This is a genomic window from Mesorhizobium sp. WSM3868 (genome assembly GCF_002294785.1).
In the GTDB taxonomy this organism is placed as follows: domain Bacteria; phylum Pseudomonadota; class Alphaproteobacteria; order Rhizobiales; family Rhizobiaceae; genus Mesorhizobium.
The window spans coordinates 21941-41562 of sequence record NZ_NSGB01000006.1 but is presented as its reverse complement, the minus strand read 5'-3'; the positions used below and the strand labels follow the sequence as shown (position 1 = coordinate 41562).

At 63.4% G+C, this 19622-nt stretch carries 22 protein-coding genes; 12 read left to right on the top strand and 10 right to left on the bottom strand.

Going from position 1 to position 19622, the window contains the following annotated elements:
* Positions 1-61: 61 nt before the first annotated feature.
* From CK221_RS11820 to CK221_RS30225, 6 genes are all read left to right on the top strand, one after another.
* On the top strand, positions 62-580 hold the full coding sequence (locus tag CK221_RS11820; protein ID WP_066998131.1) for an RNA polymerase sigma factor: 519 nt from the start codon (positions 62-64) through the stop codon (positions 578-580).
* Complete coding sequence (locus CK221_RS11815; protein WP_095777848.1) at positions 577-1371, top strand: anti-sigma factor; 795 nt, start codon at positions 577-579, stop codon at positions 1369-1371. Before CK221_RS11820 ends, CK221_RS11815 begins: the two co-directional genes overlap by 4 nt.
* 207 nt (positions 1372-1578) lie before the next feature.
* On the top strand, positions 1579-2676 hold the full coding sequence (locus CK221_RS11810; RefSeq protein WP_095777847.1) for a GNAT family N-acetyltransferase/peptidase C39 family protein: 1098 nt from the start codon (positions 1579-1581) through the stop codon (positions 2674-2676).
* Positions 2677-2680: 4 nt separating this feature from the next.
* Positions 2681-4144, top strand: coding sequence for a RimK family protein (locus CK221_RS11805; protein WP_066997426.1), 1464 nt, complete (start codon positions 2681-2683; stop codon positions 4142-4144).
* A 73-nt stretch (positions 4145-4217) separates the two neighbouring features.
* Positions 4218-4490 carry a DUF3303 family protein gene (locus CK221_RS11800; RefSeq protein WP_066997422.1) on the top strand — a complete coding sequence of 91 codons (273 nt, stop codon included), beginning with the start codon at positions 4218-4220 and terminating at the stop codon, positions 4488-4490.
* Between the two features lie 110 nt (positions 4491-4600).
* A complete protein-coding gene (locus tag CK221_RS30225; RefSeq protein ID WP_095777846.1) occupies positions 4601-5236 on the top strand; it encodes a hypothetical protein in 636 nt (211 codons plus the stop codon).
* Positions 5237-5460: 224 nt separating this feature from the next.
* Here CK221_RS30225 and CK221_RS11790 read toward each other — a convergent pair whose 3' ends face one another.
* On the bottom strand, positions 5461-5853 hold the full coding sequence (locus CK221_RS11790; protein ID WP_095777845.1) for a RidA family protein: 393 nt from the start codon (positions 5851-5853) through the stop codon (positions 5461-5463).
* 61 nt (positions 5854-5914) lie between these two features.
* Entirely contained in the window at positions 5915-6844 is a 930-nt protein-coding gene (locus tag CK221_RS11785; RefSeq protein ID WP_095777844.1) for a LysR substrate-binding domain-containing protein, read from the bottom strand.
* 106 nt (positions 6845-6950) lie between these two features.
* Here CK221_RS11785 and CK221_RS11780 point away from each other — a divergent pair, with 106 nt between their 5' ends.
* Positions 6951-7841: a fatty acid desaturase family protein gene (locus CK221_RS11780; protein WP_095778011.1), complete on the top strand. Its 891-nt coding sequence runs from the start codon at positions 6951-6953 to the stop codon at positions 7839-7841.
* A 13-nt stretch (positions 7842-7854) separates the two neighbouring features.
* On the opposite strand, the gene CK221_RS11775 is transcribed toward CK221_RS11780, so the two are convergent.
* The 3 genes from CK221_RS11775 to CK221_RS11765 all read right to left on the bottom strand — a co-directional run bounded on the left by CK221_RS11775 (position 7855) and on the right by CK221_RS11765 (position 11563).
* Complete coding sequence (locus tag CK221_RS11775) at positions 7855-9867, bottom strand: EAL domain-containing protein (RefSeq protein WP_245430618.1); 2013 nt, start codon at positions 9865-9867, stop codon at positions 7855-7857.
* Positions 9868-10061: 194 nt separating this feature from the next.
* Positions 10062-10700, bottom strand: coding sequence for an HD family hydrolase (locus tag CK221_RS11770; RefSeq protein ID WP_066997413.1), 639 nt, complete (start codon positions 10698-10700; stop codon positions 10062-10064).
* Positions 10700-11563 (bottom strand): folate-binding protein YgfZ, encoded by an 864-nt coding sequence (locus CK221_RS11765; RefSeq protein WP_095777842.1) that lies wholly within the window; start codon positions 11561-11563, stop codon positions 10700-10702. Before CK221_RS11765 ends, CK221_RS11770 begins: the two co-directional genes overlap by 1 nt.
* Before the next feature lie 85 nt (positions 11564-11648).
* On the opposite strand from CK221_RS11765, the gene CK221_RS11760 reads away from it, so the two are divergent.
* Positions 11649-12980 carry a dihydroorotase gene (locus CK221_RS11760; RefSeq protein WP_095777841.1) on the top strand — a complete coding sequence of 444 codons (1332 nt, stop codon included), beginning with the start codon at positions 11649-11651 and terminating at the stop codon, positions 12978-12980.
* Between the two features lie 179 nt (positions 12981-13159).
* Here CK221_RS11760 and CK221_RS11755 read toward each other — a convergent pair whose 3' ends face one another.
* The 4 genes from CK221_RS11755 to CK221_RS11740 all read right to left on the bottom strand — a co-directional run bounded on the left by CK221_RS11755 (position 13160) and on the right by CK221_RS11740 (position 15578).
* On the bottom strand, positions 13160-13954 hold the full coding sequence (locus tag CK221_RS11755) for a hypothetical protein (protein WP_095777840.1): 795 nt from the start codon (positions 13952-13954) through the stop codon (positions 13160-13162).
* A gap of 153 nt (positions 13955-14107) precedes the next feature.
* The gene (locus CK221_RS11750) at positions 14108-14365 is read right to left on the bottom strand and encodes a hypothetical protein (protein ID WP_066997401.1); all 258 of its coding nucleotides are present in this window, start codon (positions 14363-14365) and stop codon (positions 14108-14110) included.
* A gap of 337 nt (positions 14366-14702) precedes the next feature.
* A complete protein-coding gene (locus tag CK221_RS11745) occupies positions 14703-15080 on the bottom strand; it encodes a TIGR02301 family protein (RefSeq protein ID WP_066998125.1) in 378 nt (125 codons plus the stop codon).
* 69 nt (positions 15081-15149) lie between these two features.
* Entirely contained in the window at positions 15150-15578 is a 429-nt protein-coding gene (locus tag CK221_RS11740) for an NUDIX hydrolase (RefSeq protein WP_095777839.1), read from the bottom strand.
* 113 nt (positions 15579-15691) lie between these two features.
* Between CK221_RS11740 and CK221_RS11735 the strand changes: the two genes are divergently transcribed.
* Positions 15692-16453 carry an SOS response-associated peptidase gene (locus CK221_RS11735; protein WP_095777838.1) on the top strand — a complete coding sequence of 254 codons (762 nt, stop codon included), beginning with the start codon at positions 15692-15694 and terminating at the stop codon, positions 16451-16453.
* A gap of 99 nt (positions 16454-16552) precedes the next feature.
* On the opposite strand, the gene CK221_RS11730 is transcribed toward CK221_RS11735, so the two are convergent.
* Positions 16553-16708, bottom strand: coding sequence for a hypothetical protein (locus CK221_RS11730; RefSeq protein WP_095777837.1), 156 nt, complete (start codon positions 16706-16708; stop codon positions 16553-16555).
* A 388-nt stretch (positions 16709-17096) separates the two neighbouring features.
* On the opposite strand from CK221_RS11730, the gene cysS reads away from it, so the two are divergent.
* The 3 genes from cysS to CK221_RS11715 all read left to right on the top strand — a co-directional run bounded on the left by cysS (position 17097) and on the right by CK221_RS11715 (position 19619).
* Complete coding sequence (cysS, locus tag CK221_RS11725) at positions 17097-18548, top strand: cysteine--tRNA ligase (protein ID WP_095777836.1); 1452 nt, start codon at positions 17097-17099, stop codon at positions 18546-18548.
* A gap of 283 nt (positions 18549-18831) precedes the next feature.
* Positions 18832-19236 (top strand): DUF559 domain-containing protein, encoded by a 405-nt coding sequence (locus CK221_RS11720; RefSeq protein ID WP_095777835.1) that lies wholly within the window; start codon positions 18832-18834, stop codon positions 19234-19236.
* The gene (locus CK221_RS11715; protein ID WP_095777834.1) at positions 19233-19619 is read left to right on the top strand and encodes a VOC family protein; all 387 of its coding nucleotides are present in this window, start codon (positions 19233-19235) and stop codon (positions 19617-19619) included. Before CK221_RS11720 ends, CK221_RS11715 begins: the two co-directional genes overlap by 4 nt.
* Positions 19620-19622: the final 3 nt, after the last annotated feature.

Sequence of the window (19622 nt, the reverse complement as noted above, 5' to 3'; positions counted from 1 at the left end):
CTTGCGCCGCGCCGGCAAGGCGCGTTCAATCGAATGGAAGACGACCACGAAACAAGCGGTCATGGACGACAAGAAGGCAGCGATCCTGAGCGAGATACCGCGTCTGCGCCGCTACGCGCGCTCGTTGCTGCGCGACCGCGATTCCGCCGACGATCTCGTCCAGGACTGCCTCGAGCGGGCGCTTGTGCGGCTCGACAACTGGCAAACTGGAGAAAGCCCCAGGAGGTGGCTGTTTACGATCATGCATCATCTGTTCATCGACCAGATGCGCAAGGTTAACCGGCGAGGCGAGGCGGCAATGTTGCCTCTGGAAGCCGGCGAGGCCCAGGCCGCGCCCGCCGATCAGGTCGAAAGCATAGCCTCGCGCGAGATCATGGATGCCCTGCAGGCGATCGGCCCCGATCGTCGCGCGGCATTGGTCATGGTCGCTATCGAAGGCTTTTCCTATGCCGAGGCCGCCAACATCCTGGGCGTGCCGGCCGGCACGCTGATGTCGCGCATCGCGCGCGGCCGCGAGGAACTGCGCGGCCTGCTGGACGACTCCTCGCGCCGCCGCTCGATAAGGATCGTCGAGCGATGACCCGGCGCGATTTCACCGAACGCGATATCCACATGGCCCTCGATGGCGAACTGCCGGGCGAGGAGCGCATGGCCTATGACGCCTGGCTCGAAGCCAATCCCGAAATGAAGGCGAAGAGTGCCCGTTACATAGCCGACGGTGCGACGCTCCGCGCCGCCCTGGCCGGCGTGATGGACGAACCGGTGCCGGCAAGGCTACGGCACGCGGTGCTTGGCGAAGCACCGGCGCGGACGCCTGCCTGGCGCTCGCGCTGGTGGCTTTCGGCGGCGGCGGCAGCCGTGCTGATGGTCGGCGGGTTCGGTGGCTATCTCGCCGGCATCGACGGCATTGGCCGCAGCGGTGAGAGCGACGACCAACTCGCGGAGCAGGCGATCGCCGCCCATCTCATCTACGCCGCCGAGAAGCGTCACGCGGTCGAGGTGCCGGCAAGCGACAAGGACCATTTGCAGACCTGGCTGTCCAACCGGGTAGGGCTGAAGCTGGTGGCGCCCGATCTCGCGGCCGAGGGCTTCGCACTCGTCGGCGGCCGGCTGTTGCCGGCGGGCGAGCGTGGCAAGGCCGCGATGTTGCTTTACGAGGACGCCAAGGGCGAGCGCATCTCGCTCTTCGTCACCGCCGAATCATCGCAGACCACCAAGGGAACCTATACGGCCGAGGCTGACGGTCCGGAAGCGGTGTATTGGCTGGACAAGGGCTATGGCTGCGCCGTCGTCGGCACATTGCCGCCGGAGCGTCTGTCGCAGGTCGCCAAGAGCGCCTATGGCCAGCTTCTGGCCGGTATTTCGAGCTGAGGAGGCGGCTGTTTTCAACGGCCTACGCTGTTTCGAATTAGTGGTTCAGTTCAAAGCCGTGGTGCTTTTCTGCCGGCTCGGAACCTGTCACAATTCGGCCCTAATCAAGGAGCGATAGCGCTTGATGAAGACCGGCGCTTCGGCCGGGGTGCTGCTTTTGACCGGGGCCGTTTCCTTTAATCCAATCGAGGTTCTCCCAAACCCCGCATGCCTGCCGAGATCCGCAAGGCCCGCGCGTCGGACGTCGATGACCTCGCCGCCATCGAGAAGGCTGTCTTCTCAAGCGATCGCCTGTCGCGCCGCTCCTTTCGCCAATTGATCGAGCGTGAGACCGCCGAGATGCTGGTGGCCGAGAATGACGGCCATGTCGCCGGCTACGCGGTGGTCTTGTTTCGCAAGGGCAGCGGCGTGGCCCGGCTCTATTCCATCGCCGTCGGTCCCTTCTTCGGCAATCTCGGCATCGGCCGCCAATTGCTGGCCGCGGCCGAAGAGGCGGCTTATGAACACGATCGCATGATGCTGCGGCTCGAGGTTCGCGAGGACAATCAGCGCGCCATCGGCATCTACGAGCAGGCAGGCTACCGAAAGATCGGCCGCGAGCCCGACTATTACGAGGACGGCGCCACCGCGCTGCGTTACGAAAAGACCCTGCGCGGCGATGTCCCGACCAGCACCGGGGTGCCGTTTTACCAGCAGACCTGCGAGTTCACCTGCGGTCCGTGCTGCCTGATGATGGCAATGGCCAATTTCGATTCCGGCTTCGTGCCCGATCCGGTCATGGAAATACGCCTGTGGCGCGAGGCGACCACGGTATTCATGATGTCGGGGCCGGGCGGCTGCGAGCCTTTCGGCCTGGCCGTGGCCGGCTATGAAAGCGGGCTTGCCGCCGAGATCTTCGTATCCTTTCACGGCGCGCTGTTCCTGCAGTCGGTGCGCAGCGAGGACAAGCGCCGGGTGATGGAGCTCGCCCAGGTCGACTTCCGCCGGCGCGCGGAACTTTACGGCATCCCGGTGAATTACCGTCCGTTCGGCATCGAAGACATCCGCGCTGCCCTTGCCGAGGGCAAGCTGGTGCTGGTGTTGATCAGCGGCTTCCTGATGTTCGGCAAGAAGGTGCCGCATTGGGTGCTGGCCATAGGCGACGACGGCGACCATATCCTCATCCACGATCCTTGGGTCGAAGACGAAAGGCAGGAAACCATCCTCGACGCCGCCAACATTCCCGTGCCCTATGGCATCTTCATGAACATGGCTCAGTTCGGCCGCGACGGGTTGCGCGCCGCCATCAACCTGGGAAAACGCTGACACAATGACCTGGGTCATCCTAACAGGCAGGCAGAACGATCTCGACCAGGTGGCGACGCCGCACAAGATCATCACCAACCGCGACTATCTCGCGCATCCGGCGCTGTTTCGCGGCCAGCGGCCGAAGGTGATCAACCTGTCGAACAACTACGGCTATCAGAGTCGCGGCTACTATGCCTCGCTGCTCGCCGGATCGCGCGGCCACAAAGTGATCCCGACCGTCGAGACCATGATCGATCTGTCGGAGCGCAAGCTCTATGAGCATGCGTTGCCGGAACTCGAGCTCGCGCTCAATAAATGCCGCAAGGATCTCGACGGAACCTTTCCGACGAAGGTCGCCGTCTTTTTCGGCATCGGGCCCTCAAAAGTTTGGGACCGGTTCACCAAGCTCTTGTTCGACTGGTTTCGCGCGCCGGCGCTCGAGGTCCACATCAAGGACAGCGCCGAATGGGCTTCGATCCGCAAGATCGGCTTCCTGCCGCTCGCGCGCATGAGCGAGGAGCAAGAAGGAGTCTTCCTGCAGTGCCTGGAGACCTACACCAACCGCGAGTGGCGCGACACCAAGGGGCGCACGCCGGCGCGCTACACGTTCGCGACGCTCGTCGATCCGCATGAGGAATTGCCGCCTTCGGAGATTTCGTCGCTGCGCTACTGGGCGAGGATCGCCGAGAAGATGGGCGTCGAGGTCGAGCCGATCACCAGGAAGGATTTGGCCAAGCTCGCCAATTACGACGCGCTGTTCATCCGCGAGACGACATCCATCTCCAACCACACCTACCGCTTCGCGCGCCGCGCCCAGCAGGAGGGCATGCCGGTGATCGACGACCCGCTGTCCATGATCCGCTGCACCAACAAGGTCTATCTCAACGAGCTGATGACCTACAACAAGGTGCCGGTGCCGCCGACGGTGATGATTGCCGGCACCTCCGATCTGGAGCTCGCCGCCCAGACGCTGGGCTTTCCGCTGGTGCTGAAAATCCCGGACTCATCCTTCTCGCGCGGGGTCAAGAAATGCGAGAACCTTGCCGATCTGACAAAGCTGGCGACCGAGTGGCTGGAGGATTCCGACCTCCTCATCGCGCAGAAATTCATCCCCACCGAATATGATTGGCGCGTCGGCGTGCTCGGCGGCCAACCGCTGTTTGCCGTGCATTACCTGATGGCCAAAAAACACTGGCAGATCGTCAACCACAAGGCCAACGGCAAGCCCGATCAGGGCGGCATCAAGACCTTCACGCTCAAGCAGACGCCGCCGCACGTCGTCGAGACGGCGGTCAAGGCGGCGCGCTGCATCGGCGACGGGCTCTACGGCGTGGACCTCAAGGAAACCAAGGACGGCGTCTTCGTTATCGAGGTCAACGACAACCCCAATCTCGACCATGGCTGGGAGGATTCCGGCGAGAAGGACGAGCTCTGGGTGCGGCTTACGCAATGGTTCCTGGAGCGGCTGGAGCGCACTGGCCGCTAGAGCATTTTGCATCCGGACGGGATCGGCTGGCGTCGCTGAATACGGCCAAGACAATCAACTGAATGGGGGCAAGATGCTGTTTTTGGTGATCGAGGATTTTCGCGGCTGCGACCGCAAGGAAATATACCGGCGTTTCCGCGATCGGGGCCGGCTGAAACCGGACGCGCTTGTCGTTCACCATAGCTGGATCGCAGGCGACATGAGCCGCTGCTTCCTGCTGGTCGAAGCCGATGACGTCACGCTGCTGCAGCGTTGGGTCATCGAATGGGCTGACCTGGTGGAGTTCGAGATCGTTCCGGTAGCCACCAGCAAGGACATGGTGGCGGCGCTGGCCGGGCATCTGTGACTGGCGCCTGTGCACGCGGTTTGCTCAATTTGGAGCGGACCGCCTAACCGCAGCTTAAGCCCATCATGCTACCTGCAGATATTGCGGGTTGCTTGGGGGTTTATGAATAGATGATAAAGCTGTTTCAATCAGGCAGTTGCGGCCAGATACTATATTTCTGCCTGCTGCTTTTCCTTGTCGGATTCGATTTTGCCAAGGACCCGATCGAGCATTTTCTGGTTGGAACAAAAGAGGGCATCCAGAAGCAGGTCTATGGATCCGACGGCGCCGATATTGCCCAGAGCCAGAGGTCCTTTGTCGAAGGATTGAGAACACCTGACTATGGGATGCATTCGCAGCCGCAGTCGGTGCGAGAGCATGCCTCGGGCATGGTGGCTCAGGCGCTCGCCATGGAGGCAAAGAACTCCGCCATCCGAATGGCCTACATCTCCGTACTCGTGGCGATGGGCTTTGCCACCATCGTGGCCATGATATGGATGGTGTTCGCGCGTGTGCGCGACATCGGCTGGCCGGCCGCGGTGGGTTTTGGCGTTCTCGCTCCGAAACTGGCCATCAGGATCCTTCCCGGAACGTTCCCGCCACTCACCTTCGAGATCCTGCAATACGGCTTCGTTGCTGCGATCATACTGCTCGGGTTCGTGCCAGGCGGATTTGCCCGCGGGCCCCGCGCCGAGCCGGTGAGGCAGACTGTCGTGCCGGAACCGACCCGGCGCGTTCCAGGTCAATTCGGTCAAAGGATGCGATAGCAGGTTTACAGCGAAGATGCTTGATCCGCGACATTCGCGCTGAGCGCCGGCGATCGCTCGGGATCGTCAGGCAAAAGGGCTGGCGCAGTTGCTGCGATCGGGCAACGGGCAGGATCAGCCTGCCGTCTTCCAGCGCCCGGCAACGGAATTTGGGGACAGTGCACTTATTTTTCGCATTCACCGTACATCTTTCGATGATCGGCAACTGGCTTCTGACAGCCTCGTCAAATGACCGCTATCGCGTCGACCTCAATCAGGTAGCCTGGGGACATTGTCGCAACCCCGATCACCACATTCGCCGGTTTGTGATCTCCAAACAGCGAAATCTGCGCCTCTTCGATGATCGGGACATGTTCATCGCGATCATAGTCGACAATGTAGATCGTGATCTTGCAAACCTGCTCAGGCCGCGCGCCTGCCGCCCTGAGCGCTCGGCCGAGATTGCCGAATGCCAGCCGCGCTTGCGCGGCAAAATCACCATGTCCGACGAGCTTGCCGTTTATGTCTTCGGGCTGCTGACCTGAGACGAAGACCAGCCTGGACCCTGTCGCGACGACCACCTGCGTGTACATCTCCGGAACCGGCAGATCACCGGGGTTGATGAGTTCGAGCGACATTAGAAAATCTCCTGCTTCGTTCGACTGAAATCGACCTTGGTGATCGCTGCGCTGGCGATCGTCAGTCCTCGTATGACCAGGCACCGAGCGCCGGCGAACTGACCGCGCGCACGCATTCCTCGATCAGCCACTCGCGGAACGCCGCCACGACGTCGCGCCTTGCGCTGCGTTCGGGGATCGTCAGGCAATAGGGCTGGCGCAGCTCCAGGGATCGGGCCACGGGCCGCACCAGCCTGCCATTTTCGAGCGCCCGGGCGCAATAGATGCCTTGCGCCAGCGCGACGCCCAGTCCTGAAATGGCGAGGTCGAGTGCCGTCCGCGACGAGTTGGCGGAGAGGCCGAGTTTGACGGCCCGACCGGGCTCGATGCCTGCGGTCCCGAACCAGTTGCGCCAGGACGGAAAGGCGGCACCGGTCGGGCCCCAATCGGTGTGGATCAACGGCAAGCCGGCGAGAGTTTCCGGCTTGGCTGCGCCGGCAAGGCTGGGCGCGCAGACCGGATAGACCGCATCCCGGGCGATCGCCCGGGTCGGGTGCTCGCGATAGTGCGGGCCGTAGGATAGCCGGATGTCGACCATCTCATGGTCGAACGGCACAGGGTCGTCCTCGCCTCTCAGCGAAATATCCGCGGCGCCGTGGCTGGCGACAAAGCCGGCGAGGCGTTCGGAAAGCCAGCCCATCGCCATCGAAGGCGGCACCGAGATGACGAGCCTCGGCCGGAACGCATCGCCGCCTATATCCCGCGCGACGCTGCCGATTTCCTGGAAGGCCATGGTAAGCCTCGGCAACATCTCGACGCCGGCTTCGGTGAGCAGGACGCGCCGGTTGACGCGGTGGAACAACTTGCGGCCCAGCTGTTCTTCCACGGTGCGGATGAGCTGGCTGACCGCCGCCGCCGAAATCGACAGCTCTTCCGCCGCTGCGGCAAAGCTGCCGCTGCGCGCCGCCGCCTCGAAGGCTTGAAGTCCGCGGAGGGAGGGAAGTGCGACCATGGCGACCGAAAAGATAAGCTGAGCTTATCTATTTTGCAGAATTCCTCGTTTTTCGAAAGCTTTCTTTCTGCAGTACGGTAGCCTCATGAGCGCCATCGACCACACCATCGACCACCGCGACGTCATCGCCTCGCTGACCAATGAGGAGCGCAGCCGGCTGACCGGCAAGTCCGATCTGCCGGGCATCATCCAATTCGTCGTTCATCTCGGCGCCATCATCGCTCTCGGCGCGCTGATCGCGGCCAAGGTGCCGTACTGGCCGGTTCTGATGCTGCCGCAGGGCATCCTGATCGTGTTCCTGTTCACGCTGCTGCATGAGACCGTGCACAGGACGGCCTTCGAGACGCAGTGGCTGAACGATGCCGTCGCGCGGCTCTGCAGCCTGGCGATCGCGCTGCCCGCCGACTGGTTCCGCTATTTCCATTTCGCCCATCATCGCTTCACTCAGGACCCGCAGAACGATCCGGAGCTGGCTTTCCCGAAGCCCGAGACCTTGCGACAGTACATCGTCCATGTGTCTGGCCTGCCGGTGTGGTGGGGTCATTTCAAGACGCTCTACAGAAATGCCAGCGGCCGCTGCCGGGACAGCTATGTGCCCCCGAAAGGCTTGCCGAAAGTCCAGGCCGAGGCGCGGGCGATGATCGCCTTCTACCTCGTCGTGCTGACGCTTGCGATCTGGCTCGAGGCGACCGTGATCCTCTACGTTTGGCTCGTACCGGCGCTGCTCGGGCAGCCCTTTCTCAGGCTTTATCTGTTGGCCGAGCATGGCCGCTGCCCCTTCGTCGCCAATATACTGGAAAACACCAGGACGACGCTGACCAACTGGCTCGTGCGCAAGCTCGCCTGGAACATGCCCTACCATGCCGAGCACCACGCCTATCCGGGTGTGCCGTTCCATCAATTGCCGGCTTTTCATCGGCTGATCGCGCGGCATCTCAAAGTGGTAGAACCCGGCTATGTGAGCTTCCACGAGAAATATTTCGAGACGCTGCGCTGACCGGTGCCTGGCATCAACCGGATCGGCGAAGCTTTTCCTGCGAGCGCAGCAGGCGGCTCATCTCCGAGGCCCTGGCCGGCGCGCCGATCAGAAAACCTTGCGCCTCGCCGCAGCCGGCCTTGCGCAGCATGTCGAGCTGCGCTTCGGCCTCGACGCCTTCGGCGGTGACGGTGATGCCGAGCTCGGCGCCGAGCCCGATAACCGTGCGCACGATCGCCGCCGTGTCGCGCTTGTCGAGATCGTGGATGAAGGAGCGGTCGATCTTGATCTTGTCGACCGGGAAGCGCCGCAGATAACCGAGCGAAGAATAGCCGGTGCCGAAATCGTCGAGCGCGATGCGCACGCCGAGCCCGCGCAATTGCCCGAGCGTCCTCAGCACGCTGTCGCTCTCGTCCATCATCACCGTTTCGGTGATTTCGAGTTCCAGCCGGCTTGCTGGCAGGCCGGAAAAGGCGAGCGCCGCAATCACGCTGCGGGCGAAGCCGCCGCTCTTGATCTGGGCCGCCGAGACGTTGACCGCCATGCGCACGTCCTGCGGCCAGCCCGCCGCCACGCCGCAGGCCTTGCGCAGCGCCCAGTCGCCGAGTTGCACGATCAGCCCGGTTTCTTCGGCCGCGGCGATGAAGTCTTGCGGCGGCACCAGCCCGCGCGACGGCGAGCGCCAGCGCATCAGCGCTTCGGCGCCGACGATCTCGCCGGCGGCGATGTCGAGAATCGGCTGGAAATCCAGTTCGAACTCGCGCCTCGGGAGTGCAGCTTCGAGGTCGGCCTCGAGCGCCAGGCGCTCCCGCACCATGGCATCCATGCCCGGCTCGAAGAAACGGTAGATGTTGCGCCCCTCGCTCTTGCCCCGGTAGAGCGCCATGTCGGCATTGGTGAGCAGCGTATCCGCATCCTGCCCGTCGCTGGGATAAAGCGCGATGCCGAGGCTCACCCCGACATGCATTTCGCGGCCCTTGTCGCGATAAGGCTTGCCGATCACCTCGATAATGCGCTTGGCCAGCTTTTCGGCGTCGACCGCGTTTCTGATATTGGATTGAATGATGGCGAATTCGTCGCCGCCGAAACGCGCCACCACGTCCTTGTCGCTGCGCAGGCAGCGCTGCAGGCGCTCGGCCACCCTTTTCAGCAGCCAGTCGCCGGCCGGATGCCCGAACGTATCGTTGACGGCCTTGAAGCGGTCGAGGTCGAGCGAGAAGATCGCCACCGGCGCGGGCTTGGCCTCGCTCAATGCCTGGTCCAGGCGCTCGCGGAACATCGAGCGGTTCGGCAGGTTGGTCAGCGTGTCGTGATGCGCAAGATGCGTCATGCGCTCTTCGGCGCGGCGACGCTCGGTAACATCGTCGAAGGTCACGACCCAGCCGCCGCCGCTCATCGGCTGCCGGACCACTAGAAACGTCCTGCCGTCGGCAAGATAGCGGTAAGCCGACTGCATTTTCCCTGCTCGCAGGCAGGCTTCGGTCCTGGTGACTTCGCTGTCGACGTCGATCTTGGTGTAGATGCCGAGTTGCAGCAGTCGTTTGAGCGCGTCGCGGTGTGTCGTACCAAAGGGGAAATCTGCCGCGGCGACTTTGTAGAGATCCAGAAAGCGCTGATTGCGCACGATCAGCTTGCCGTCGGCGTCATACATCAGCAGGCCTTGCGACATGTTGGCCAAAGCGGCGTCGAAGCGGCGATGCTGCTCCTTCAATTCCTCTTCGGCGCGCCGCTGCACGGTCACGTCCTCGTAGATCGACACCCAGCCGCCGGACGCCAGCGGCCGATGCGAGATGACGATGATGCGCCCGTCCGCCAGCGTCTCCTCATAGGTCGAGGGTTTGGCGCCGTCGATATAGGGTTTGCGGACGGCGTAGAGCTGCTCGGCGGTTTGCGAGGCGATGCCGATTTCGACGCTGTGCTGCAAGATGTCGAAGAAGCGAATGCCGGGCTTCGTGACTTTGGCGTCGAGGCGGAAGAGGTCGATATAGTTTCGGTTGCAGATGATCATGCGCTCGTCGGCGTCGAACATGCACAGGCCATGCGACATGTTCTCGACGGCGGCCGAAAACCGTTCGTTTTGTGCGCGAAGCTCCTCCGCTATTCGTCGAACCGGGCCAATACCGGTTGCCTTCCGCCTGACTGCGGCCGAACCAGCCTTGACATGAGCAACGGGCATGAGCGCGCCTGCCGACCGTGACTGAACAGTTTACTGTCGTGGCCGCCGGTTAATTTAGCGTTCTTTTATTTGACGGAATTGGCCGCAAGAAAAGGCTGGCGTTTAGCTTCCAGCGCCGCGAATCGTTTCAGAAATGCCGCCTGCGCCCAGGTCACCGAGCGTGGGGTGAAGTCGAAATGGTCGGCGGAAAAGCTGCGCGGCCGGCCGAAATATTCCGTCGCCTCCGCGGTCGAGAAGCCGGCAAGCAGCGTCGCCTCGTAATAGGCGGCGATCTGGTCGGCGCGCTTGATGTCCTTGCGCAAGGTGGCGCCGAGCTCGGCCGGCAGCGAGAAACGTTGATGGATGGCGCGCTGCAGCCTGAGCTCGCAGTCCTTGTAGGAGCCGCCCATCACCGATTTGAAGGGCGAGATCATGTCGCCGATGACATATTCGGGCGCGTCGTGCAGCAGCGCGGCGAGCCGCGCCTCGGCGGAGGCGGCCGGCACCAGCTCACCATAGAGTGCCTCGACCAGCAGCGAATGCTGAGCCACCGAAAAGGCGTGCTCGCCGCTGGTCTGGCCGTTCCAGCGGGCGACGCGGGCGAGGCCATGCGCGATGTCGGCGATCTCGATGTCGAGCGGCGAGGGGTCGAGCAGGTCGAGCCGCCGGCCGGACAGCATGCGCTGCCAGGCGCGCGGCGGCGCTCCCGCCCTGTCGGCCGCCATCAGGCCTCCTCCGCGCTGACGGTGTCTTGCGGGAAGGAGAATTTCGCCCAGCCCGGGATGGCGAGCGTCACCTGGACATCGCCGGCCATGATCGGGTCGCGGGCATCGAGCGCTGCCTTGACGCGGTCGATGCGGGCGATGGCGAGGCCGCGTCCGCCGCTTACCGAACCCAGCGTGCCAACCGGCCGGCCGGCGACGGTGAGCTCGTTACCGGACGCAGTCAGGGAACCCCCGGCTGTGGCGATCAACACGCGGCGTCGCGCGGTGCCGCGATGCTGCATGCGCGAGACGACTTCCTGGCCGACATAGCAGCCTTTCTTGAAGCCGACGCCGCCGCTCTCGTCGAGGAGAACGTCATGTGGGAAAGCGTCACCGAGCTGGTAGTCGCTGCCGCTTTCGGCGATGCCGTTGGCGATACGCAGGGCCTGCCATGCGCCGGCATCGCCGCTCTCCTGAACTGCGCCCTCATATGTGCGCCTGACCTCCACCTCGCGGAAGCGCGTGTCGGCGAGCGAAGTTGAATCGGCAAGTGAGGCGGTTGAATCATCGCCCCATGCAACCGCGACAAGCGCCTGATCCTGCTTGGCAATCTCGGCCTTTGCCCTCAGCCGGTAAAGCATCAGCCGGCGCACGAAGTCATCGGCTATGTCGGTCCGGCATTCCAGCCGGAAGCCGTTCTCGCCGGCGCGAGAGATGAGAAAATCGAACAGGATCTTGCCTTGCGGCGAAAGCAGCGCGCCAGGCTTTGCCTCGCCGGCGCCGAGCGCATCGAGATCGGTGGTGAGGATGTTTTGCAAAAAATGTTCGGCATCCGGGCCTGACACGGAAATGAGCGCGCGGTCTTTCAGCAGGGCAAAGGGCATGGGCGTGAAGTCGGCCTGATCTTGCAAAAATGATGGTCATTACGTAAGCCGGCCACACTCCCCCCGCAAGAGATTGGACCAGTCCATGGCAACCACCTTCGACCTCATCCTGACAGGCGGCACGGTAGTCAACCATGACGGTGAAGGCCGGCGCGATGTCGCCGTGAAGGCCGGGCGTATTGCCGCGATAGGCGATCTCGGCCAAGCGTCGGCCGGCGAGGCGATCGATTGCACGGGCCTGCACATCCTGCCCGGCGTCGTCGACAGCCAGGTGCATTTCCGCGAGCCGGGACTGGAGCACAAGGAAGATCTGGAAACCGGGTCTCGCGCCGCGGTTTTGGGCGGCGTCACCGCGGTCTTCGAGATGCCCAACACCAATCCGCTGACCACCAGCGAGGCGGCCCTTGCCGACAAGGTGCGGCGCGCCACCGGCCGCATGCATTGCGACTTCGCTTTCTGGGTTGGCGGCACGCGCGACAATGCCGGCGATGTCGGCGAGCTCGAGCGGCTGCCAGGAGCTGCCGGCATAAAAGTCTTCATGGGCTCGTCCACCGGCGACCTGCTGGTCGAGGACGACGAAGGCGTCGCCTCCATCCTGCGCAATACCCGCCGCCGCGCCGCTTTCCACTCCGAGGACGAGTTCCGTCTGCGCGAGCGGCTCGGTCTGCGCGTCGAGGGCGATCCCTCGTCGCATCCTGTCTGGCGCGACGAGATCGCGGCGCTGCGCTGCACCGAGCGCCTGGTGCGCATCGCGAGACAGACGCGCGCCCGCATCCATGTGCTGCACATCTCGACGGCCGAGGAGATCGTTTTCCTCGAGCAGCACAAGGACGTCGCCACATGCGAAGCGACGCCGCATCACCTGACGCTCTCAGCTGACGATTATGCGCGGCTCGGCACGCTGATCCAGATGAACCCGCCCGTGCGCGCGGCGCGCCACCGCGACGGCGTCTGGCACGGCATCGAGCAAGGGATCGTCGATGTGCTGGGGTCCGACCACGCGCCGCACACGCTGGCCGAGAAGGCCAAGCTTTATCCTGCCTCGCCTTCGGGCATGACGGGCGTGCAGACGCTGGTGCCGATCATGCTCGACCATGTCAACGCCGGCCGGCTCACTTTGCAGCGTTTCGTCGATCTCTCCAGTCATGGTCCGCAGCGCATCTTCGGCATGGCGGGAAAGGGCCGCATCGCCGCCGGCTCCGACGCCGATTTCACCGTCGTAGACCTGAAGCGCCGCGAGACCATCACCAACGCGCAGGCTGGCTCCAAGGCGGGCTGGACGCCATATGACGGCAAAGAGGTCACCGGCTGGCCGGTCGGCACCATCGTGCGCGGCAACCGGGTAATGTGGGACGGCGAGATCGTCACGCCCGGCCAGGGCAGGGCGGTGGAGTTTTCCGAGGCGCTGGCGGCTTAGGCCACGTTGGATTTCTTAAGCGCGCCCTGCATTAACAGTGCCTGCAGCTGCGGGAACTTGCCCTCGTCGATTTTCTTCTCGAAATGCCCACGGTGGGAGCCGATGCGATTCCGGCTCTGCGAGAGGAGGCAAACCGCATATGGCCGCAGACCAAAATTGGCAAGGGATGAGCTTCTGGCTCAATCCCCGGCGACGAAGAACAGCCACTGGCCGGCGGGCGTGATGCCGACGCGGTAGAAGATATAGGCGCCGAACTGCTTCATGTCGTCATAGTCGCTTGCGGTGACGAGCTTGAACAGCTCGACGCGCTGCCTGGGATCCAGCTTGTCGAGCGGCAGCGCGAAGAAATACGGCCAGACATAGAGCTCCTGCGGGGTGCCGGTGTCGACATGGACATAGCCGGCGCTGAGCACCTCTTCCAAAATGGCGAGAATCTCCTGGCCATCGCCGTCGCCGGAGAGTCCCTTGAGGAAAGCGACCGGGTCGCCCTCGATGTCGCCGAGCGAAAGCTGCGTCATGGATTCGCCCGAGCCGATCAGCGGCCGAAGTTTCTCGATATCGCCGCTCTTGCAGGCCTCGATGATCAGGCCGTGCATGCGTTTGACCGGTTCGGGAAGCTTGTCGAGGTCGTAGACGACGGGCGGCGGCGGCGAATCCGGGTCGGAGCGCGGGCTGGTGATGCCGCCGCTGCCGGTTGGCGCTTCCGGCGCGCTCTTGTCCGTCTCGTCGGCCGGCTGGCTGTTGTCGGAGGGTTTGGTGCCGGGCGCGGCCGGCATTGGCACGGTGGTCCCCGGAGCGGTCGTTTCGTCACTGGTGGGCGGAGTGACCGGCGAAGGCAAATCCTCGCGCTGGATCTCGCTTAGCGCATAGGAAGGCGTGCTGGCGAGGCAGATTGCCAATGGTCCGGCGCAGGAAGCAGTGATCCAGATGCCGAGGGCCAGCCCGCGCGGCCTGCCTGCCAACGAAAATCTCACCCCTTGCCTCTCCATGGTTCCGGGCTCGCTAGGGCAATTCCAGGAAAACTGTGCATGGTTTCCGTCCGGAATTGCGAAAAAGACTAATGGCTAGGCGGCGGGTATGATGCCCAAACGGCGCGTCGCCGTCAAAAGCAGCCAAAAGCGGGCGGGCTAGTGCCTGAGCCGTTCCGGCTCGAAGGCGCCGGAGATCACCTTTTCGCGCATGCGGTCGAGCAGGGCCAGCGCTGAGGTCTCACCATTGGCGCGCAGCATCTCGCCGAAGGCGGTTTCCAGCGCAGCCTCGGCGATGATTTCAGGCTCGATGCCGGCCGACAATCCTTCCGCCCAGGCTTCGCTGTGGCTCTCCACGGCGGTCAGGCGCTTTTCTTCCCTGACCAACGCGTCGATGTCGCTGACGCCATGTTCCATTGCGATGTCCACCTTTTCAAGCTCGGTCCGGCAAGGCACCGGGCTTGACTTGCCAGTTCATGCGCTGCTCGTACAAGTGCTTGTAAATACGACATTTCTGCAGTCGCAATCTACATATCGAGCAAGGCTGCGATCAATTCCGACCGAGCTTAGCCGATTAGACCAACTTGCGGCATTAAAACCTTCAGTTTGAGTTAATTCCGCATTTGTCCACTAACGTTTCATTAACATTGTTGCACAAGCGCAACAGATGATTGCACCAAGGCGCAGCCTGATACAATAAGGCCGGCCACATTGGAGCGATTTGTCGGTGGATAGTCGCGATCGATGCCGGTCCTCAATTCCCGTAACGGGAAGCGATATCGCGCGACAGCGTCTCGCCTTCCTTCATGTAGCGGGCAATGGCCTCAGTGGCCGAAGGCGTGCACTGCGTGTAGGTGCCGCTGAAGGAGCGGTAGCCGCGATTGAAGGAGGCGATGAAGCGGGCGCGCCGGTTGGGATCGGGATTTTCCGACTCAAGCAGCTTTTCCATCTCCAGCCGCCACTGGTCGCCTTTCTCGCCGCAGAGGTTGCGCAGGAAATGCAGCGAACCCAGCACCTCGGCAAGCCGCATTAGCCCGGGCTCGAACGGCGCCTCGGCCGGCGATGCCGGCTGCACCGTGACGGCCATGCTGATGGCGAGGCTTGCGGCGAGAAAGGGGGAGGCGCGGGTCATCAGGGCCTTGCGATGGAAGAGCAAGGCTTTGTGGCGAAACATTTTGTCGCCTGCAAGGCCATTCTGGGGTCACCGCTCGGCGGCTTGCGCAGGGCCAAGCAACTCCTCGGCAACTTCAAACACATCGCCCGCCAGCGGCATCGCCGCCATTTCCGCCAGCGTGTAGAACGCCGCCGTCTCGGCATCATCGCTCGCTGCCGGCTCGCCGCCGACATAGGCCGCGCCGAACACCGTCAGCAGATAGTCGACCGCGTGGTGCTCAGCGCGACCGTCGATATGGATGTCGCGCAGCGGGCGGTAATCCTTCGCCTGGAGCCCCGTTTCCTCCTTGAGTTCGCGCGCCGCGGCTTGCGCCAGCGTCTCGCCCGGCTCGACCTTGCCGCCGGGATACGCGTAGAGCCCTTGCGAAGGCGGCCGCGCCCGCTTGACCAGCAGCACCGTCTTGCCGCGCACGACGGCGACGGAGACTGCCGGGATAATCTTGCGAACCTTGTTCATGCGTTGCGAATCGCGCCGGCTGCCGGCTTGGTTGTGGACCGGACAGCTTTAGCGGTTGCGGCGCGGCGGTTCCATCGCCACTTTCATGGCGATCCCGACCGAAGAGCCAATCCATGTGCGGACGCTTTGCCCTGACCGCCTCGCCGGACCAGACCGCCGCCATTCTTGGCCTGGCGGAGCTGGAGGCGTTTCCGGCCCGCTACAATATCGCTCCGACGCAGCCGGTGCTGATGGCGTTCGCCGGTCCGCCAAGAGCGCCAGGCTCCAACCTGCCAGACCGCCAGGCGATGCTGGTGCGCTGGGGGCTGATCCCGACTTGGGTCAAGGATACGAAGGAATTTCCGCTGCTCTTCAACGCGCGCTCGGAAGGCGTGCTGCAAAAGGCCTCGTTCAAGACCGCCATGCGCCATCGCCGGGCCCTTGTGCCGGCCTCCGGCTTTTATGAATGGCAGCAGTCGGGGAGCGCCAAGGGCCAGCCCTACTGGATCCAGCCGCGGCGGGGCGGGGTGATCGCCTTCGCCGGTCTGATCGAGACCTATGCCGAGCCGGGCGGTTCCGAGATGGACACCGGCGCGATCCTCACCACGCGGGCCAACGCCGGCACCGCCCATATCCACGACCGCATGCCGGTGGTGATCGACGAACGCGATTTCGCCCGCTGGTTGGATTGCCGCACGCAGGAGCCGCGCGACGTGCTCGACCTCCTCAAGCCCGCCGAGCCCGATTTCTTCGAGGCGATTCCGGTTTCCGACCTCGTCAACAAGGTCGCCAACACCGGGCCGGAGATTCGGGAGCGGGGCATGGTCGGGCCTCAGCCCGACAAGGACAGGCGCCAGAAACCCGGCGCGGACGAAAACCAGATGACCCTGTTTTAGCGAAGGCTGCTAGCAGAGGCCTTCATCTCCCAGGGCGAGCATTGGCGTCGCCCTCATTGCCGGCACCCCGATCATCGGGGCTGCGCCGGTCCTGCCGTTTCAGGCGGCGCGCGGCGAGATGATCTTCTGCGCCGGCTTCTTCTTCTTCGCGGTGTGAAGAAGGGCTGCGACGATGGCCGCAGGGCCGATCGCGCGGTAGTGGCTGGTGAGCGGCTGTTGCGCCGGTCGGCTTTGTTCTTGCTTACTTCGAGGCATTGTTCTCTTCCCTGGTAACGTTTTCGTGTCTGGGTTTGGTGGTCGATTCGGACCAAATCGTGACGTTTGGCGGTCTAGTCCGATAATGTTTCATCACTGTGCCGAGATGCTTAATAAAATGTTTCGGCCGGTTTTTACCTGTGATGGAACGACAGCTTTCCCGAGTTGAGCGACTTGACGGCAACACTTGCGGGCGCGATAAAGCCGGCCATGAAAACGTCTTTCGCCATTTGTGGCATTTGCATTATTGGCTAGCCTCGCGCTGGTCCGGACGTTTTCGCCTTATCTTCCCCTAGATTGGACAAACGCCCCGGCCAGCAGGCTGGAGCCCGATTTGCGCCCGGGCGCGGGGAGGCTCCGTCCAACATAAGGGATCGGAAGGGCACGCATGTCTGACGCATCGAAGGGCCTCAGCCTTTACAACACGCTGACGCGGACGAAGGAGCGTTTCGTTCCGATCGATCCGCAAAACGTGCGCATGTATGTTTGCGGCCCGACCGTCTACGACTTTGCCCATATCGGCAACGCGCGGCCGGCGATCGTCTTCGACGTGCTGTTCCGTTTGCTGCGCCAACTCTATGACGAAAAGCACGTCACGTATGTGCGCAACATCACGGATGTCGACGACAAGATAAATGCGCGCGCCCTGCGCGATTTCGGCACCGAGATCGAAGCCGGGAAGCTTTCGCTGAACGACGCGATCCGGCGCGTCACCGAAAAGACCGCCGACCAGTACCACAAGGATGTCGCAGCACTCGGCTGCCTCGAGCCGACCTACGAGCCGCGGGCGACCGAGTTCGTCGCGCCCCGCGCCGACGGCAAGGCCGACATGCTGTCGCTGATCGCGCAGCTGATCGAGCGCGGCCACGCCTATGTCGCCGGCGGCGAGGTGCTCTTCGACACCGCCTCGATGCCCGATTATGGCGAGCTTTCGAAGCGCAATCTCGACGAGCAGCAGGCCGGCGCCCGCATCGCGGTCGACGCCCACAAGAAGAACCCCGGCGATTTCGTTTTATGGAAACTCTCGACGCCGGAAGAGCCCGGCTGGGAAAGCCCGTGGGGCAGGGGCCGTCCGGGCTGGCACATCGAATGCTCGGCCATGTCGGCCGCCTATCTCGGCGAGATCTTCGACATCCATGGCGGCGGCCTCGACCTGATCTTCCCGCATCACGAAAACGAGATCGCCCAGTCGCGCTGCGCCCACGGCACCAAAGTCATGGCCAATGTCTGGATGCACAACGGCTTCCTTCAGGTCGAGGGCCAGAAAATGTCGAAGAGCCTCGGCAATTTCTATTCGATCCATGAACTCTTGGAGACCGAGACTTTCGGCGGCAGGAAATGGCCGGGCGAAGTGCTGCGGCTGGCGATGCTGATGACGCATTACCGCGAGCCGATCGACTTTTCCGTGCGCAAGTTGGAGGAGGCGGAAAACACGCTGCGCAAATGGAAGCGAGCGGCCGACCTTGCGCCCGCGGCGGCGAGGGACCAGCCGGCAGACGTGCTGGAAGCGCTGTCCGACGACCTCGCCACCTACGCTGCCTTCCAGCGATTGACACAGCTTGCCGGCGAGGCGGTGGAGTTCACCGGCGCCGGCGAGAACGCCGCCGCGGCTTCGCTGAAAGCGGCGCTTGTCTTTCTGGGTTTCGATGTCGGCGCAGCGAAGGTGGACGAAACCGTGATCGCTGAGGCGATCGCCAGGCGCCTGAAGTTCATCGCCGACAAGAATTGGGCTGAGGCCGACCGCATCCGCGACGAGCTTCTGGCGCAAGGCGTTCAGCTCAAGGACGGCAAGGATCCGGTCACCGGCCAGCGGGTGACGACCTGGGAGATCAAGCGGTGAGGGTGGCGCAGGGGATCGTTTCAGGACTGGCGGAGGCGCCGGTGACGTCCAATCTCCCCCCTTGCGGGGGAGATGTCCGGCAGGACAGAGGGGGGTGCGAAGGAACTCCAGGGTTTGAGTTTTCCCACTCACACACCCGCTATTTCCTAGGAGGGCAGCACTCTCTCGTTGCTACGTCGGCGGGACAGCACCCCCCTCTGTCCTGCCGGACATCTCCCCCGCAAGGGGGGAGATTAGCTCGGGCGTGCGATTTCGTTAATCGCAAACGTGAGGGCATTTAGCTATGGGCCACGACCTCGTTCCATCCCGTCAGCGCAATAACGCCAAGTCCATGCGGCGTGCCATGACGGATGCCGAGCTGAAACTTTGGAACGAGTTGCGTGCCCACCGCTTGATGGGCATCAGCTTCCGGCGGCAGGTGCCGATCGGACCTTATATCGTTGACTTCGCGTGCTCGGCCCATCGCCTCATAGTCGAGGTCGATGGCAGCCAGCATGGCGATGCGGAACACTTAAACCGTGACGAGGCAAGAAGTGGCTATCTGGCTGCAAGCGGCTGGACCATGCTGCGCTTCTGGAACGACGACGTGATCCGCGATATCGACAATGTCTGCCAGCACATCGTTATTGCGGCCGGCCTGGCCGGCGCCGAAGTGCCGGAGACCGCAACGCAGGAGCTCGTTCCATGATCGATCATCTCGGCATCAGCGTTTCCGATTTCGAAAAGTCCAAGGCGTTCTACGACCAGGCGATGGCGCCGCTTGGCGCTTCGCTGCTCTACATGGTGCCGGAGGAGTATACCGGCGGCGCCAAGGTCGGCGGCTATGGCCGCGACCGGCCGGTGTTCTGGCTGAGCGCGGGCAAGGAGAAGCCGAAGGACCATCAGCATGTCGCCTTCACCGCGCGCAGCCGCGCCGAGGTCGACGCCTTCCATGCCGCGGCCCTTGCGGCCGGCGGCAAGGACAATGGCGGGCCGGGGCTGCGTCCGCATTACCACCCCAATTATTACGGCGCCTTCGTCTTCGATCCCGACGGCAACAATGTCGAGGCGGTCTGCCATGATCCGGAGTGAGCT